Source organism: Microbulbifer maximicatervae (SeqCode) (genome assembly GCF_052468155.1).
Map to the genome: position 1 here is coordinate 1,907,501 of NZ_CP174335.1, position 16,347 is coordinate 1,923,847.

Consider the following 16,347-nt stretch of genomic DNA (forward strand, 5'->3'; position numbering starts at 1 on the left):
GGAGGTTGGCTTAGAAGCAGCCATCCTTTAAAGAAAGCGTAATAGCTCACTAGTCGAGTCGGCCTGCGCGGAAGATATACCGGGGCTCAAACTGATAACCGAAGCTGCGGATGCTCTTAGGAGCATGGTAGAGGAGCGTTGTGTAAGCCGTTGAAGGTGGATCGGGAGGTCTGCTGGAGGTATCACAAGTGCGAATGCTGACATGAGTAACGATAAGGGAGGTGAAAAACCTCCCCGCCGGAAGACCAAGGGTTCCTGTCCAACGCTAATCGGGACAGGGTTAGTCGACCCCTAAGGCGAGGGCGAAAGCCGTAGTCGATGGGAAACAGGTTAATATTCCTGTACTCGCTATTACTGCGACGGAGTGACGGAGAAGGCTAGGCCAGCATGGCGATTGGTTGTCCATGTTTAAGGTTGTAGGCTGGGGACTTAGGCAAATCCGGGTCCCTAAGGCTGAGAACTGATGACGAAGCCCACTTAGTGGGTGAAGTGGTTGATGCCCTGCTTCCAGGAAAAACTTCTAAGCTTCAGGTAATAGTGAATCGTACTCTAAACCGACACAGGTGGTCAGGTAGAGAATACCAAGGCGCTTGAGAGAACTCTGGTGAAGGAACTAGGCAAAATGGTACCGTAACTTCGGGAGAAGGTACGCCGGTTTTGGTGATGGGACTTGCTCCCTAAGCTGAGGCCGGTCGAAGTGACCAGGTGGCTGCGACTGTTTATTAAAAACATAGCACTCTGCAAACTCGTAAGAGGACGTATAGGGTGTGACGCCTGCCCGGTGCCGGAAGGTTAATTGATGGGGTTAGCTTCGGCGAAGCTCTTGATCGAAGCCCCGGTAAACGGCGGCCGTAACTATAACGGTCCTAAGGTAGCGAAATTCCTTGTCGGGTAAGTTCCGACCTGCACGAATGGCGTAACGATGGCCACGCTGTCTCCACCAGAGACTCAGTGAAATTGAAATCGCTGTTAAGATGCAGTGTACCCGCGGCTAGACGGAAAGACCCCGTGAACCTTTACTACAGCTTTGCACTGAACTTTGAGCCTATTTGTGTAGGATAGGTGGGAGGCTTTGAAGCAGCGACGCTAGTTGTTGTGGAGCCGTCCTTGAAATACCACCCTGGTATGTTTGAGGTTCTAACTCTGGTCCGTTATCCGGATCGAGGACAGTGTATGGTGGGTAGTTTGACTGGGGCGGTCTCCTCCCAAAGAGTAACGGAGGAGTACGAAGGTGCACTCAGCATGGTCGGAAATCATGCAATGAGCATAATGGTATAAGTGCGCTTGACTGCGAGACAGACATGTCGAGCAGGTACGAAAGTAGGTCATAGTGATCCGGTGGTTCTGTATGGAAGGGCCATCGCTCAACGGATAAAAGGTACTCCGGGGATAACAGGCTGATACCGCCCAAGAGTTCACATCGACGGCGGTGTTTGGCACCTCGATGTCGGCTCATCACATCCTGGGGCTGAAGCCGGTCCCAAGGGTATGGCTGTTCGCCATTTAAAGTGGTACGCGAGCTGGGTTTAGAACGTCGTGAGACAGTTCGGTCCCTATCTGCCGTGGGCGTTGGAGATTTGAGAAGAGTTGCTCCTAGTACGAGAGGACCGGAGTGAACGAACCTCTGGTGTTCCGGTTGTCACGCCAGTGGCATTGCCGGGTAGCTATGTTCGGACGGGATAACCGCTGAAAGCATCTAAGCGGGAAGCCTCCTTCAAGATAAGATCTCCCTGAGGCCTTGAGCCTCCTGAAGGGCCGTGGAAGACTACCACGTTGATAGGCTGGGTGTGGAAGCGTTGTGAGGCGTTGAGCTAACCAGTACTAATTGCCCGTGCGGCTTGACCATACAACAGAGATGGTTACTAACGACTAGCTAAGCTAGCGGATTGTGAGTTAGAGACATACGATCCCTTGCGGTGTATTACTACAGATTGTTTTACCGACTTATTTGGGGTTATCGCCGGTCAGCAACATGACCGAGGCAAACAGCGATAACGCGGCAGGCCAAGCACTTTGCTTATAAGACCAATGCCAACCCAAGCCAGTTTGCCTGACGACAATAGAGTTGTGGAACCACCTGATCCCTTGCCGAACTCAGAAGTGAAACGCAACATCGCCGATGGTAGTGTGGGGCTTCCCCATGTGAGAGTAGGTCATCGTCAGGCTTCTAATCCGAAAAGGGCCACCCAATAGGGTGGCCCTTTTTTTTATAGCTGAAAAAATATTTAAAAAAACAAAAATAAAAACAAAAAATAGGAATGAGAAAGCAGAAAATACTTAGTAGAAATTAAATAGAAAAAATAAAAATAGCTCTGAAAAATTTTAATGCTCAACTTTCTATTTAAAAAATCAGTCAGTAATTAAAAAAAGAAAAACCTAAAACTACCTGAGCACCTTAAATAGACGCTCTCCTAAAAAGCCTATAAAAATAGATCTTTACCGATCTTCTCTCTAAATGCCTTTACACTCACTCAAAAAATAATCCAACAAAAATAACTCGCGTAAAACTCAGAAAAGTACCCATACCACTCCCGCCAAAAATTAAATTTAGCCGGTAAAAATATCGGTGATTTTTTAGTCTCTGCAGTAATCCCCTGTAACCACGGGGCCTGCAGCCCGTTTATTAAAGTTATGCACAACTCTATCCAGACTTTCTGTTAGTAACCGCTGGCTGTGGAAATCTGCGCAAAAGTGCTGCTTTTTTACCCGCCTTCAATAGAGCCAAGCAATCACGGGGCTGGCCGGGGATATCCCGGAGTTATACACAGCTCTATCCATGGTTTCTGTTGGTAACAAAGGCGCCATAAAACGGACATCAGTTATTAACAGTGTTATGAGCGATAAATCTGTGGATTACTGCGGCTGATTGGTACGCCAGTATGCGAGAGAAGAAAAGTTTGGGGATAAAAAAAGCCCCACCAGGTGGGGCTTTAAAAATATCGTCTGTATCTTTTATTTATTCAGAGGCAGTAGGAACTCGGCCCAAGTCTCCTTCCATTTCTGTGGTCAGGAAAGACATTACAACCCAGGCCGCTACATTCTGACGAAGATTCTCAGGGTCGACTTTATCCAGGGTATCGTTGGGTGTGTGGTGATAATCGAAGTAGTCGGTACCGTCCTGGTATAGACCAAAGGCTGGCACACCGCGCGCAACAAACACACTGCTATCTGGGCCACCGTAAGATTCATTATTCCCGCGCTCAATACCCAGGGGGGCGAGGAGTTGCATCATTTGATCTGCAATATCAAATTTGCTCTCAGGGAGACGGGTATCGAAACGCCAGACTTTCCCTGCTCCAAAGTCTGATTCGGAGACGGCAATAATATTGTCCAGTTCTTTTACGTGTGCCTCAACATACTGCTTAGCACCTACCAATCCGATTTCCTCTGCACCAAACAGCACGACTCGCAAGGTACGACGGGGGCGCTGTGGCAGCTCAGCAATTAGACGTGCAGTTTCCATAACAATGGCAACCCCAGCTCCGTCGTCCAAGGCCCCGGTGCCTTCATCCCAGGAATCCAGGTGCGCACCGATAATCATGACTTCTTCAGGTTGCTCACGGCCAGTAATCTCACCGATGACATTAAAAGAGGGGCCGTCACTCAGTCGCTCAGTTTCAACATCAAGTTTTACCTGGACTGGCTTGCCGCGTTGGAGCATAGCCTCGAGCAGGTTTGCATCAGGAGCGGAAAGTGCGAGTGCAGGAACTGGGTTTTCCACATCATCAACCGACATCATACCGGTGTGGGCAAATCGGTCTGAGTCGGTTCCTACGGAGCGCAACAGCATGGCAACAGCCCCTTTTTCAGCGGCAGCACGCATTCCCAGCTTGCGACCTTGCGCTGCAGGGCCGTAGCCATCCCCCGTGCGCGCTCTCTCCATACGCTTATTGATAAAAGCGATTTTACCTTTCACTTGGCTGGCCGGGGCCTTCAACAGGGCCTGCACATCGGGAAACTCAATAATTTCCGCTGTTAACCCTCCCTCAGGAGTGGCGGCGCCATAGCCGAGGGAGGAGACAACTAGTGGCTGGGGGAAAGGGGATATGACTTCGGCGTGAGCATGGCCACGAATCCAGCGGGGTACCTCAATTTGCTCGGTATAGACGCGATCAAAGCCAAATGCCTTCATTTTGTCTTGTGCCCAGGCAACGGCTCTTTCATCACCCTCAGTGCCTGTCCGTCGTGGTCCAACCTCGACGGTCAAAGACTCTACAATACTGTAGGCGTCGGAGCTTTCCAGTGCCTGGTCACGTAATACTTCCGCCACAGATACATCTTCCTGTGACAGAGGGGCTGCCTGGGCTATTCCCAGTGCCATGGTAGTGATCAGTCCCCCGGTAAGGGAAAGCAGTGGTTTCAACATCGGTCTATCCTTTGTTAATACTCTTCAGTCTTAAGCTTTTGGCTCGTTATTTGATGAGGCCGCGATCAGTTGCTCGCGAATTTCACGTAACTTACGCAGGCCTTTTTCTGTAAATAAGTAGGGCGGTTCGCCAGTATATTCGCTGTCTTCAATATTGAGGCAACGTTGTCGCATCTCTTCAAGCTTTGGGTCGTGTCGCATTGGGCAGGCGAGGAGTGCTCGCCATTCAGTATCGCTGGCTTGCCCGGTGATTACATCTTCAAGGCCCTTAACAAAACTGCCTCGGTCCATTCGAAATCTGGGTCTGCGCAGGTGCATAAGAACCCAAACCACAATAACAAAGGCAATGAAAGAAAGAATAAGCGTTGCCAGCCAGGTCACGATATCAATCCTCCACTAATAGTTTTATTGCCACAGCAATGGTGGCAATAATGATTACCGGTTTGATAATACTGGCACCTCTTGCAATCACGAGGTTGGAGCCGAGACGAGCTCCTACAACCTGGGCAAAAGACATAGCGATAGCGAGCAATAGAAAAATATGGCCTCCAGCGATAAAAATTAGCATAGAGGTCACATTGGTAGCGAGCACAATAGGTTTTGTTGATGCCGTAGCCGCACGCATATTGTAGCCGAGTAGCGCTGCGAAGGCGGCTGCACAGATAGACCCCATCCCAGGGCCAAAGAAGCCCCCGTAAAAGCCGAGCCCACCGCCAACAACTAGATTAAAAGTAACGTTACTGATTCTGGGTTTTGAGTCAATGTCGGAAATGCGAGGGGACAGAATAAAGTAGAGGGCAATAGCAATGAGCAGGATGGGAAGTAAGGTATTGAGGCCAGCCTCCCCAAGTGAAGCGACTGTTAAGGTGCCTAGGCAGGAACCGATAATTGCAGCAAGTAGTCCTGGCCAGAGGGGGCGTAAATTCAACTGGCCTTTTTGCAGGAAGTTAATGGTGGATGATAGGGTGCCAAAGACGCTTTGAAACTTATTGGTACCGAGAGCATCGAGTGGGGGAATGCCGGCCCAGAGTAAAGCGGGGAGGGTGATTATTCCCCCTCCCCCGGCGATCGCACTGACAAAGCCTGCGGTAAAGGCGATTACTGTCAGTATCAGGTAGGTATAAGTAGAAAGCTCACTACTTAACTGTATCACGAGTGGACTGGTTACCCCTTTTCAAGAGTACTTTCATTATCGTGGTAATACCCCTGATACTTGCTAAAGCGCTTTTGGATCTCTGCCATATCCTGTTCCAGATCACCGATAGGCTGGTACAGGGAGTCAATACAAATACGCTTATTGGGAAAGTCCCAGGCAACAAGCAAAATAGGAACTTGAGCGGTATAGGAAATCCTTAAAAAACCGTTCTTCCAGCGCCCTACTTTTTTGCGGGTCCCCTCGGGAGTAATCCCCACCCACATTTTTTCATTTTCCCGGTAACTCGATGCAACTTGTAGAGCGATATTACCTGCGGCGCGCCTATCGGTAGGAACACCTCCAAGCCACATAAATAGTCCTTTAAACGGGAAGAAAAAAGCTTCCTTTTTCATGAGCCAGGAAATTTTAATACCCAATGCCATAATAAATGGCATGGCAACCACAAAATCCCAATTGGATGTGTGGGGAGCCAAAGCCACCATGACTTTTCTTTCTGGAGGGATTTTCCCATCCATTCGCCAGCCGAGTACCTTGATTATCAACTTGCCAATAGCTTTGGTGATGCGATTGCCCAGCCGAGGTACTTCATTGGGTACTTCAGTAGGTATTTCTACAAACTGACTCATTATTTGCCTCTTTCTTACTGCTGTCACACTAAGGTTTCAGCAAAGGTATTTAGCCTTGCTGCTTTAGTGTTCCCGCGTGGCATAAAAGCGAACTTCCGGATAGCGCTCTTCAGCCAATTGTAAATTAACGCGCGTCGGTGCCAAGTATGTTAGGTGTCCGCTGCCATCGAGTGCCAGGTTGCTACTGGCCTTGCGCTTGAAATTCTCTAGTTCTTTGGCGCTTTCACTATCTACCCAGCGCGCAGTGTTCACGTTGACGTTTTCGTAGATGGCTTCAACTTTGTATTCGTCTTTTAATCGGTAAGCGACTACTTCGAACTGTAGTACACCAACTGCGCCCACGATAATGTCGTTGTTATCCAGCGGGAAAAATACCTGGGTTGACCCCTCTTCAGAAAGCTGCTGAAGCCCTTTTTGTAATTGCTTTAATTTGAGAGGGTCTTTTAAACGTATGCGACGGAACAGTTCCGGGGCGAAATTGGGAATGCCGGTAAATTTCAGTGCTTCGCCTTCGGTAAAGGTATCGCCGATCTGGATAGTACCGTGATTGTGCAAACCAATAATATCGCCGGCAATGGCCTCTTCTACGTGGGTTCGGTCGCCAGCCATAAATGTCACCGCATCGGCAATTTTTACATCCTTGCCAATGCGCACATGCTTCATTTTCATACCGCGATTGTAGGTGCCGGAGCAGACACGCATAAAGGCAATTCTATCGCGGTGTTTGGGGTCCATATTCGCTTGGATTTTAAAAACAAAGCCGGAGAATTTATCTTCGCTGGGCTCTACTTTTCTCTCTTTGGTTTCCCGGGATTGGGGTGAGGGCGCCCATTCAACGAAACCATCGAGCATTTCCCTTACGCCAAAGTTACCCAAGGCCGTACCGAAAAATACCGGGGTCAGTTCACCGGCAAGATAAGCTTCCTGGTCAAACTCATGAGTGGCTCCACGAACCAATTCAATCTCTTCCCGAATATCCTCGGCGTACTCGCCAAGTAGTGCGTCAGCCTCAGCGGAGTCCAGACCCTTAATTTGAATATCATCGGGAATTCTGTGGCCCTGACCTTGGGAGAATACATGGATGGTATCGGTGTAGAGGTTATAGACCCCCTTGAAACCTTTTCCTGAACTCAAAGGCCAATTGATAGGGGCAGCCTGGATATTCAGAACTTCTTCAATCTCATCCATTACCTCGATCGGGTCGCGAATATCCCGGTCGAGTTTGTTGATAAATGAGAGAATCGGTGTGGTTCGCAAGCGGCACACATTCATCAACTTGATGGTGCGGTCTTCCACACCTTTGGCCCCGTCAATCACCATCAGTGCGGAGTCGACGGCGGTGAGTACCCGGTAGGTATCTTCAGAGAAGTCTTCGTGTCCCGGTGTATCCAGTAGGTTTACAGTCCTCTCTTTGTAGGGGAACTGCATAACGGAAGAGGTAACAGAAATACCGCGTTCCTGTTCCATCGTCATCCAATCAGAGCGTGCGTGGGGACCTTTTTTCCCCTTAACGGAGCCCGCTTGCTGTATTGCATTCCCGAACAAAAGAAGCTTTTCGGTCACGGTTGTTTTACCGGCGTCCGGGTGGGAAATAATGGCGAAGGTGCGGCGGCCGGCAAAGCCTGCCAGGGAAGAACTTTGACCCATACTTTAAGATTCGATCACTGGATATTCGAAAAAAATAGGGGCGTATTATACACGCAGGCGTTGCTCCGAGGGTGGGGTATACTGCGAAATTAGACTTGTCAGTTTACCAGCTCGGCGAATGGGGTCATGTCAATGGGCTGAGTTGCCAGCGGGACTGGCACACCTGGACAATTTGCTCAAATCCATTTGGATTAACACTGTACTCTATTGTGGCCAACAGTCATCGAAGGGCTTTTAGCGGTGCAGTGGCAAACTCAGTTATTGAAGGGGAGAGGTTATGAGCCGGGAGCGTTTACAGGCATTGCGGGAAGAGTTGCAGCGGCAGGGTGTCGATGCTTTCTTGGTACCCCGCGCTGATGAGTACCAAAATGAAAGTGTGCCTGCGGCAGATGAGCGACTGCCCTGGCTGACAGGTTTCACTGGTTCCGCAGGAATGGCTGCGGTAGGCAGTCGAGAAGCGGCATTATTTGTTGATGGTCGCTATACCTTGCAGGCGCAGCAACAACTTGGTGATCAACCCATTGAGTTAATGAGCCTCAGTCAAGTCGCGATCATTGAGTGGCTGTGTAGTCAGCTGGATGCCGGTCAGTCTCTGGGGTATGACCCGCGACTGCACACGGAGCCGGGATTGGCCTTGATCAAGAAGCGATTGGCTGAAAGGGATATCCAACTGCAGCCGATGGAACAGAGCCCGATTGATGCCATCTGGAATGACCGCCCCGCATCTCCCTGTGGGCCTGCGCGCCCACACCCCTTCATCTTTACTGGTGAGCATTCCAAAGAGAAACGGCAGAGGATTGCCCGACGTCTCGCAGAAAAACGAGCCGATGCTTTATGGCTACCAAATCCTGAAAGCTGTGCTTGGCTTTTTAATATCCGTGGAGAGGATATTCCGCACTTACCAGTGGCCTTGGCCAATGCAGTCCTTTATCGGGATGGCAGTGCAACTCTTTATTTGGGGGAGGGCGCTGTAGGGGATGCGTTGATTGAGCACTTGGATAAAGATGTAAGTCTAGTCGTGGCCAAAGGGGAATTATTTGAAAATATTAAGCGCCGCCACGTCAATAAAATATGGATAGATCCCCTGATTAGCAACAGTTGGACTTTACAGCAATTGCGGGCACTGGATATTGAACTAATGCTGGAAGGTGACCCGGTCACGGAAGCCAAGGCCTGTAAGAATGCGATTGAACTGGCAGGCAGCCAGGCTGCACACGAAAGGGATGGTGCTGCGGTGTGTGAATTCCTGGCGGAAATACCTGAACAGGTTGCGACAGGCCATTTTGACGAATTGTCCGCAGTAAAGCTTTTACGGAGTAAAAGGGAGGCTCGCGAAGGCTTTCAGGGCAACAGTTTTGAGACAATTTCCGGCTATGGTCCGAATGGGGCCATTGTGCACTATCGGGTGAGCCCTGAATCCAGTTTGGCTATAAAGCCAGAAGGGGTATATCTGTGCGATTCTGGAGGCCAATATCCAGATGGCACCACTGATATTACCCGAACTGTTGCTCTGGGTGAGTTCCCGCCTTCGGCAAAAGAAAATTTTACCCGGGTTTTAAAGGGACATATTGCAATTGCGACTTTGCGATTCCCCAGGGGGACTTGTGGAGAGCAAATTGATGCGCTTGCACGCCGTTCGCTGTGGGAGGTAGGGCTGGATTATGCCCATGGTACCGGTCACGGTGTTGGTAGTTTCTTAAGTGTTCACGAGGGGCCACAGCGGATAGGTAAGGCTGTAACAGGTGTTGCTCTTCAGCCGGGGATGATCGTTTCCAACGAACCGGGGTTTTATCTCACAGGGCAGTACGGCATCCGTATTGAAAATTTGGTGTTTGTGAAAAAGAGCGAAAATTATCCAGATTTTCTAGAATTTGAAGAACTTACGTTAGCTCCGATCGACCGTAATTTGATTGACGTGGCACTACTCACTGAGACTGAACGGGAATGGCTGAATCGTTACCACCAGAGGGTGCGGGATGTGATTACCCCGCTGGTTACTGAAAAAACTGCTGAATGGTTAAAATTGGCTACTGAAGCTTTGTAGTGTGAATCTGGGGGCTGCGTGCCCCCAGGCATAATTAATTTATCTCAAACTTATAGCCAGCACCGTAGACAGAGTGAATTAACTCTTTTTCAGGCATAAGCACTGATATTTTCTTGCGCACTTTTTTGATGTGGCTATCAATAGTTCGGTCGCTGATTACGCGGTAATCGGAATAGATACGGTCCATGATTTGTTCGCGGGAAAAAATTCGACCGGGCTCACTGTAAAGTAGGTCAAATAGGTGGAACTCCAGCGCAGTAAGATTGGCGTCTTTACCTCCGATTCGCAGTTGCCCGGTATTTCTATCTAGTTCGATGCCACCATTTCCGACTTCGCCCTTTTGTGGTCGACGGCGCAACACCGCTTTCACCCGTGCGACGAGTTCCCTGGGGCTGTAGGGTTTACAAACATAGTCGTCGGCACCGGATTCCAGGCCGCGCAAACGATCGGGTTCCTCAATTTGCGCAGTCATTATAATAATTGGAACGTCGTTGCCTTTTTGGCGAATCTCTTCGCAAATCTCCATCCCATGCCGCCCAGGTAGCATCAGGTCGAGAAGGATCAAATCCGGTTTCATAGTTTCCACTTTGGGGACAACCTGATTACCATCAGAAATGATCTCGGCTTGATAGTCGGCGGCATGAAGATAATCCAGTAGTAGGTGCGCAAGTTCGGTTTCATCTTCGACTATTAATATTTTGGCGCTCATAACTTCCTACCATTTAATCCTTTGGCTTAGGGGTAAAAAAATACTTATTTCAAGACCGCCCATAGTGGACGGAGTTGCAGAAATGCTACCCTCGTGTGCTGTAACAATATTTTGGCAAATTGATAGCCCCAAACCCGCACCGCCGGTTTCCCGGCTGCGTGAACTATCTGCTCTATACAGGCGCTCGAACAGGTGTGGTATATCAGCACTGGCAACACCGGGGGCGGAGTCGGCGAAAGTGATAATGGCTGTTCGGGCTTCACAGCGCGCAGTTACTTTGAGTTGTCCCCCACTATCGGTGTAGCGCAGGCTGTTGGTTAACAGGTTGCTAAATAACTGATTGAGGCGTGCTTCATCTGCGTAGACTAACTTATCTTCCGATAGTTGGAGGTCACTGCTTAAGCGAATACCTTTCTGGTCGAATGGAATTTCAAAGTCTTCGATAACACTTCGTAGGATATTCTCCAGGGAGATGTCGGACTTGCAGTAACTTAGTGCCCCCGCGTCGGAGAGAGACAACTCATAGAGATCATCTATCAGGCGGCTCAATTGTTGAATTTTGCTGTGCAGTATGCGCAGGTTCTCTGGTGTGGCTGATCTGATACCGTCTTGAATGGCTTCAATCTGCCCTTTTAATACTGCGAGAGGTGTGCGCAGCTCATGCGAAATATCTGCCATCCATCGGTTTCGGGCATGTTCATTTGCTTCCAGCGTTGCGGCGAGCCGATTAAAGTCAGCACTTAATTGGCCCAGCTCATCTCGCTGCTCTATATCAATACGGGTTTTGAAGTTGCCGGATGTAAGATGGGATGTCGCTTCGGTCAGCTTACGGATGGGCCTTACCAGCTGCCAGGCAAGGGGGATGGCAATGGCTAGTGCCAGAATGAAGGTGGCAACAGAGATAAGAGCGAAAGTCCGCGATTGCTCTTTAACAAACCCTACGGCCAAATCATCATCTAACACGGGTAGTGGATTGATAGCCAGGTAACCAACGGTTTCTCCGTTCACAACCAGAGGCTGCATTACCATGTTCTCAGATCCTGAATAACGACCTATCAGAGGTCTTTTCTCTTTGTTCAACAGGACCAGGCGGGCATTAAGCGACTTGCCCACTGCGTGTTCAGGTGGGGGCTCAGGCGGGCGGCGGGGCCCCCTCGTACCCGGAGGTGGACGATGTGGGGGTGGCATATCCTCAAAGTGACTGGACATCACGCGTCTGTGGAGTCTTTGCCAGCGCCTGCTATTGCCGTCGATAGATTGCCAGCTCCCTTCGCTGGCGTAGATTTCTTGTAACTCATCTACTAAATCGCCGACCTCGCGAAGCTCCTGAGACTGGATATAGGTCATAAAACCATGCTTAAAGCTCCACTGAAAGAATACGAACATTCCGCCAACAGTAATTGCTGTAGTCAATAAGAAAGCGAGGCTTAGTTTATAGCGAATATTTAACGACATAGCCGGTAGCTTGGATTTCAGTAGCCTGTGTTCACAGTGAGCTCAGGTGCATTTTACTCTGTTTCCACTGAGGAAACGCGGCTCAGAAGATCAAGCCTACACTTACTGTAAATATCAGGGCAATCTTTTAACACTCCGAGAGTCTCACGATAAGAGCTCAAGCTAAGTGCCAATAAGCTTAGCTTGGTTATCCAAAGCTGTTCTTGGGGCCTCCATGCCCTGAGTCGGTAGGAGAGATTGAGTCCTTACTGGTAGTTACTTCTATTATTATCCCGGTTTGCCTGTGCTTACTCCCGGCTTTATTGGAGATGTAGAAAAACGATGCAATATCAGATCGGGCTTATCGAGCCGGATAAATAGAGTTGCAAGAATTCTCTTCCCTCCCCGGCTCCAGGTACTGTGGTCATGGGCGTTAAGAGTGACAGTAATTTGGTTGAAGCCCGATTTAAACAGCTTGTCGGGAAGGTGTAAGTCTGGACCATAGATTCGCTGTATTTTCTTACCGTTGATATAGAGATGGGCATGACCTTCCAGATATTGCTTTGAGGCATCATTGGCGTGGCGAGGGGATTCAAATTCGAACCGGTCGTAGTCTATATGTAGGTTATATCCGGACATTTTATCGCGACTAATGTCCAGTTCGATGCGCGGTGCAGCATTGTGTAAAGGGATCTCGACTACTGGGTGTTGGTCGCCGTTATGGCCCGTGTGTGAGTCTGGCTGTGCTGTAGCAAGGTTGGTTATTCCCCAGATAAAAGACCCGATAAGAACGGCTCGAAGAATTTTCATTATTGTCTCACTCCCAGGTTTGGCGATGGGGCAACATACTTCATTCAAACTGCTGTTGCTGTGAATACTTCTGGTTACCAGTGCTTTTAGTCTATCGGGTGCTATTGCTCCAGTTACTTCCATTACCTGGGGTGTCGGTCCCCGTAAAAACAAGGGACCGCAAAGCTTACACTTACTGCGACTCCAGGGAGATTTCCGGCGTATTAGGAAAGTGGCTTGGCCTTCAATGTTAGTGCACCGCTGAACTACTGTGTTGAGCACTCATTGACAATAGTTTGATCATCTAGCTTGCCGTAAAAGCGGGGGCCAAAAGTATATGGGAAGGCGGGGACAAGCTCACCATCATCATCGACAGTGACAGTCAGGTGGTAATGGTATCCCCTTTCGTCATCTGAGTGACCGTTATGCTGGTCCAAATATACTCCGCCTTCATTAGTCAGGCCTTCGTCCCAGTAATAGTCCTCGTAGAAAAAGCCCGCTGCTGTAGTGAACTCATTGCCTGACAGGGAGGTATAAGAGCCACTTGTCGTGGGGCCGGTATTCGATGTTGTTTCGACTCCTTGGGAGAGGTCGTATTCATCCACCAAGAGACAGCTTCTCTCGCCTGCTACGCCGCAACCGCTCTCGGAGCTGGGGTCGTCATAATCTCGTACAGCCCAGCTGCTTTCTGCGAGTTCTCCTTCACTCTGCCAGGGGCCATAGATTGCATAGCCGTCGGCGGTATAGCCGTAGATAGGGGAGTGGTCGTCACCTATATCGCCAACAAGATCGGCTAGGCAATCGCTATAAAAGTGATGGTGGTAATCTCCGTTTGCGGCGTGTCCACCACAGATATCCACATCGTAGACCTCAGCAACCGGTGCCAGGGTTTGCCAGGTGCCATCCACTGATTGACCATCACCCCAATCATAAATAGAGACGCCATTTACCCAGTAGCCCTGTACGCCGAGCCCCGTTGCGCACTCCTCCGTTGCGGGCTCGGGTTCGACAGGGATGTATCCGACATGAGAGACATTCTCTGGGCAAACGAGTCCTGGTGGCCAAAATCCATAGCCGGCATCTACATCACAGGTGCCAATACCCGTATAGCCAATATCTTGCCCAAAGCTGACAATATCTCCAACGCTGACATTGGGGCTGCCAGTTTCGAAATCAGAGGAGGCTAATGGACGTTCAAGTAGTCCGTCTAGAATACTTTGAGTAATTTCAATCTCGTAGTCGGGAACACCGGTTGCTGAGACAACGGTGTATTCCCGGCCATCTACGGTTTCTGATGCTACGCTCTGGACGTTGACCAGAACCTGCTCATTGCTGTTACTTTCATAAATGTAAGGCGCGCGTTCGTCATCAGTATTCATAATCCAGACACCAGTATCAGTGCTGGAATCTGACTCTTCAGAGGAGGTCTCAGAAGAGTCATCGCCATCCTCATCTGAGGAAGAGCCACTATCGCATCCCTGAAGAACTCCGAGAGATATTATCAACGCTAGTGTATAAGAGAGTGTAGGCTGGCCATTCCGGTCAAAAATTTTAATTATTTTCATATCACACCGTGGCATATGGAGGAGTTGCTCCCCGAACCTAGCGCACAAAAGTGAATGAAATGTGGATGGCCTGCTAGCTACATTTTATATCCTCTTTATCGTCTTAATTTTTTTCAGATTTGTGCACTGCGTTCAAAAGCGATACTCCGTGAGTCAGGCAAAAATATCTTATTGCTTTATTGTAAATAGCCTAAGTAGCCTTTAATTAGTGGGCCGGCTATTAATTAAATATTTTTTGGGGTATTAGCTCCAATTCTCTCTTTGAAAAATTCCAGGTCTTAATCTAAGGAACCTCTGAATAATTCCAAGCCAATATTGGTAATATTCACCTACCCATCAAGACTACGATGAATTATGCACCAAGTCACCTTTGCCGAAGCAGAATATAAGCTAAAGCGCCGTATAACTCGCCGAGAGAAGTTTCTTTCTCAAATGGAAGCCCTCATCCCATGGCAGCGACTAGAAGCTCAGATCACTCCTTGCTATCCACAAGGCAAACGTGGCCGACAGCCATATCCATTGAGTGTCATGCTCCGTATTCATTGCATGCAGCTATTTTATAATCTCAGTGATCCCGCTATGGAGGATGCACTGTATGAAATTGAATCCATGCGTAGTTTTGCTGGATTGACTTTGAGCGGCCCAATTCCCGATGAAACAACGATTCTTAACTTTCGCCACTTACTGGAGCTCAATCAGCTAGGTGCAGCTCTTTTTGATGAAATCAACAAGCATCTTGCTGAGAATGGCATGGTACTGCGTGAAGGTACGATTGTAGATGCCACTATTATCTCTGCGCCAACTTCAACCAAGAATAAAAAGAAAAAACGTGATCCAGAAATGCATCAAACAAAGAAAGGCAATCAGTGGCATTTTGGAATGAAAATGCATATCGGGGTTGATGATGTGCTCGGAGTAATACATAGCATAGATACAACAGCAGCGAATTCGCATGATGTCACAACTACAGAGCGAGTTCTCCACGGGGAGGAGAAAAGAATCTGGGGAGACTCTGGGTACATTGGTGCGGAGAAACGTGAAGAGTTGAAAGAGCGGGAGGCGGATTGGTATATAGCAATGAAGCCGAGCAAGCTAAAAACTCTTCCAGGGCGTGATGCACTTCGTAAAGCGGAAAAGATCAAGGCGCAGATAAGAGCGAAGGTCGAGCACCCCTTCCGCTACATCAAACGGGTATTTGGTTATGACAAGGTCCGCTATCGGGGACTGGTAAAAAATACTGAGAGGCTGTGCTTACTGGCAGGCTTTACCAACTTAATAATAGGGAGAAAATACTTGGCTGCCTAGGGGTGGTTCGCCTGAAATCCACCTATTGAGGGTTTCAGATGAAAAATTAGTGGACTATTACGCGCAAATTACGCGTTTGTGCGTAATAAAGTGAATTTTTCAAGCAGCTCAGCTTAATTCTGGAAAAATGCTTCGTTGATCAGAGGGTCCCTAATTATCAGGTCGGCTGACTTTGGCTATTTGTTTGTTGCCCCCGATAGGTGATGTTGAAAAGCGGTGTAATACCAGCTCTTTCTTATCGAGGTGAACAAATAAGGTTGCCAGTATTCGCTTTCCACCGCGGCTCCAAGTGCTGTGGTCGTGTGCATTGAGAGTCACGGTGACTTGGTTAAAACCGGGTTTTAGTAATTTTCCGGGAATATGTAAATCCGAGCCATAAAGACGTTGGATTTTTTCCCCATTGATGTAAAGGTGGGCGTGCCCCTCCAGAAACTGCTCAGAATCGTCATTGGCAAAGCGAGGGGATTCCAGCTCAAACCGATCGTAGTCAATATGTAGATTATAGCCGGACATATCGTCGCGGCTCATGTCCAGTTCGATTCTGGGAGCGGCAACATGTAGAGGTATCTCTATCACCGGATGCTGATCGCCATTGTGGCCCGCGTGAGGATTTGGCTGTGCCGCATACGCGGTCATAGAGGCTGAAACAATCCAGGCCAAAGACCCAGCGATAAAGAACCTGTGCATTTTCATTTAACTCTTACTC

At 48.9% G+C, this 16,347-nt stretch carries 12 protein-coding genes and 2 rRNA genes (1 of these 14 running past the window's edge); 4 read left to right on the forward strand and 10 right to left on the reverse strand.

Annotation, left to right across the window (positions count from 1 at the left end; all coding sequences use genetic code 11):
- Positions 1-1,846, forward strand: a 23S ribosomal RNA gene (locus ACJJIY_RS08205); it begins 1,036 nt to the left of the window's first position.
- A 203-nt stretch (positions 1,847-2,049) separates the two neighbouring features.
- Positions 2,050-2,165, forward strand: a 5S ribosomal RNA gene (gene rrf, locus ACJJIY_RS08210).
- A 791-nt stretch (positions 2,166-2,956) separates the two neighbouring features.
- On the opposite strand, the gene ACJJIY_RS08215 is transcribed toward rrf, so the two are convergent.
- From ACJJIY_RS08215 to ACJJIY_RS08235, 5 genes are all read right to left on the reverse strand, one after another.
- The gene (locus ACJJIY_RS08215; protein ID WP_444895239.1) at positions 2,957-4,366 is read right to left on the reverse strand and encodes a M20/M25/M40 family metallo-hydrolase; all 1,410 of its coding nucleotides are present in this window, start codon (positions 4,364-4,366) and stop codon (positions 2,957-2,959) included.
- Positions 4,367-4,396: 30 nt separating this feature from the next.
- Positions 4,397-4,747 (reverse strand): hypothetical protein, encoded by a 351-nt coding sequence (locus tag ACJJIY_RS08220; protein WP_282934336.1) that lies wholly within the window; start codon positions 4,745-4,747, stop codon positions 4,397-4,399.
- A 4-nt stretch (positions 4,748-4,751) separates the two neighbouring features.
- On the reverse strand, positions 4,752-5,519 hold the full coding sequence (locus ACJJIY_RS08225) for a TSUP family transporter (protein ID WP_444892752.1): 768 nt from the start codon (positions 5,517-5,519) through the stop codon (positions 4,752-4,754).
- A gap of 11 nt (positions 5,520-5,530) precedes the next feature.
- Positions 5,531-6,148: a 1-acyl-sn-glycerol-3-phosphate acyltransferase gene (locus tag ACJJIY_RS08230; protein WP_444895238.1), complete on the reverse strand. Its 618-nt coding sequence runs from the start codon at positions 6,146-6,148 to the stop codon at positions 5,531-5,533.
- Positions 6,149-6,211: 63 nt separating this feature from the next.
- Positions 6,212-7,795, reverse strand: a complete 1,584-nt coding sequence (locus tag ACJJIY_RS08235) for a peptide chain release factor 3 (protein ID WP_444895237.1) — start codon at positions 7,793-7,795, stop codon at positions 6,212-6,214.
- Positions 7,796-8,072: 277 nt separating this feature from the next.
- Here ACJJIY_RS08235 and ACJJIY_RS08240 point away from each other — a divergent pair, with 277 nt between their 5' ends.
- Complete coding sequence (locus ACJJIY_RS08240) at positions 8,073-9,839, forward strand: aminopeptidase P family protein (protein WP_444895236.1); 1,767 nt, start codon at positions 8,073-8,075, stop codon at positions 9,837-9,839.
- A gap of 34 nt (positions 9,840-9,873) precedes the next feature.
- On the opposite strand, the gene ACJJIY_RS08245 is transcribed toward ACJJIY_RS08240, so the two are convergent.
- From ACJJIY_RS08245 to ACJJIY_RS08260, 4 genes are all read right to left on the reverse strand, one after another.
- On the reverse strand, positions 9,874-10,548 hold the full coding sequence (locus tag ACJJIY_RS08245; protein WP_444895235.1) for a response regulator: 675 nt from the start codon (positions 10,546-10,548) through the stop codon (positions 9,874-9,876).
- Between the two features lie 6 nt (positions 10,549-10,554).
- Positions 10,555-12,003: an ATP-binding protein gene (locus tag ACJJIY_RS08250; RefSeq protein ID WP_444895234.1), complete on the reverse strand. Its 1,449-nt coding sequence runs from the start codon at positions 12,001-12,003 to the stop codon at positions 10,555-10,557.
- A 267-nt stretch (positions 12,004-12,270) separates the two neighbouring features.
- A complete protein-coding gene (locus ACJJIY_RS08255) occupies positions 12,271-12,792 on the reverse strand; it encodes a hypothetical protein (RefSeq protein ID WP_444895233.1) in 522 nt (173 codons plus the stop codon).
- A 245-nt stretch (positions 12,793-13,037) separates the two neighbouring features.
- The gene (locus ACJJIY_RS08260) at positions 13,038-14,336 is read right to left on the reverse strand and encodes a YHYH protein (protein ID WP_445359400.1); all 1,299 of its coding nucleotides are present in this window, start codon (positions 14,334-14,336) and stop codon (positions 13,038-13,040) included.
- 354 nt (positions 14,337-14,690) lie between these two features.
- Between ACJJIY_RS08260 and ACJJIY_RS08265 the strand changes: the two genes are divergently transcribed.
- Entirely contained in the window at positions 14,691-15,641 is a 951-nt protein-coding gene (locus ACJJIY_RS08265) for an IS5 family transposase (RefSeq protein WP_444895065.1), read from the forward strand.
- Positions 15,642-15,791: 150 nt separating this feature from the next.
- On the opposite strand, the gene ACJJIY_RS08270 is transcribed toward ACJJIY_RS08265, so the two are convergent.
- Positions 15,792-16,334 (reverse strand): hypothetical protein, encoded by a 543-nt coding sequence (locus ACJJIY_RS08270; protein ID WP_444895231.1) that lies wholly within the window; start codon positions 16,332-16,334, stop codon positions 15,792-15,794.
- Positions 16,335-16,347: the final 13 nt, after the last annotated feature.

What these genes read in the sequence shown, in the direction of transcription:
- ACJJIY_RS08215 (WP_444895239.1), bottom strand. Translation starts at nt 4,366, where the DNA reads ATGTTGAAACCACTGCTTTCCCTTACCGGGGGACTGATCACTACCATG.
- ACJJIY_RS08230 (WP_444895238.1), bottom strand. Translation starts at nt 6,148, where the DNA reads ATGAGTCAGTTTGTAGAAATACCTACTGAAGTACCCAATGAAGTACCT.
- ACJJIY_RS08235 (WP_444895237.1), bottom strand. Translation starts at nt 7,795, where the DNA reads ATGGGTCAAAGTTCTTCCCTGGCAGGCTTTGCCGGCCGCCGCACCTTC.
- ACJJIY_RS08240 (WP_444895236.1), top strand. Translation starts at nt 8,073, where the DNA reads ATGAGCCGGGAGCGTTTACAGGCATTGCGGGAAGAGTTGCAGCGGCAG.
- ACJJIY_RS08245 (WP_444895235.1), bottom strand. Translation starts at nt 10,548, where the DNA reads ATGAGCGCCAAAATATTAATAGTCGAAGATGAAACCGAACTTGCGCAC.
- ACJJIY_RS08250 (WP_444895234.1), bottom strand. Translation starts at nt 12,003, where the DNA reads ATGTCGTTAAATATTCGCTATAAACTAAGCCTCGCTTTCTTATTGACT.
- ACJJIY_RS08255 (WP_444895233.1), bottom strand. Translation starts at nt 12,792, where the DNA reads ATGAAAATTCTTCGAGCCGTTCTTATCGGGTCTTTTATCTGGGGAATA.
- ACJJIY_RS08260 (WP_445359400.1), bottom strand. Translation starts at nt 14,336, where the DNA reads ATGAAAATAATTAAAATTTTTGACCGGAATGGCCAGCCTACACTCTCT.
- ACJJIY_RS08265 (WP_444895065.1), top strand. Translation starts at nt 14,691, where the DNA reads ATGCACCAAGTCACCTTTGCCGAAGCAGAATATAAGCTAAAGCGCCGT.
- ACJJIY_RS08270 (WP_444895231.1), bottom strand. Translation starts at nt 16,334, where the DNA reads ATGAAAATGCACAGGTTCTTTATCGCTGGGTCTTTGGCCTGGATTGTT.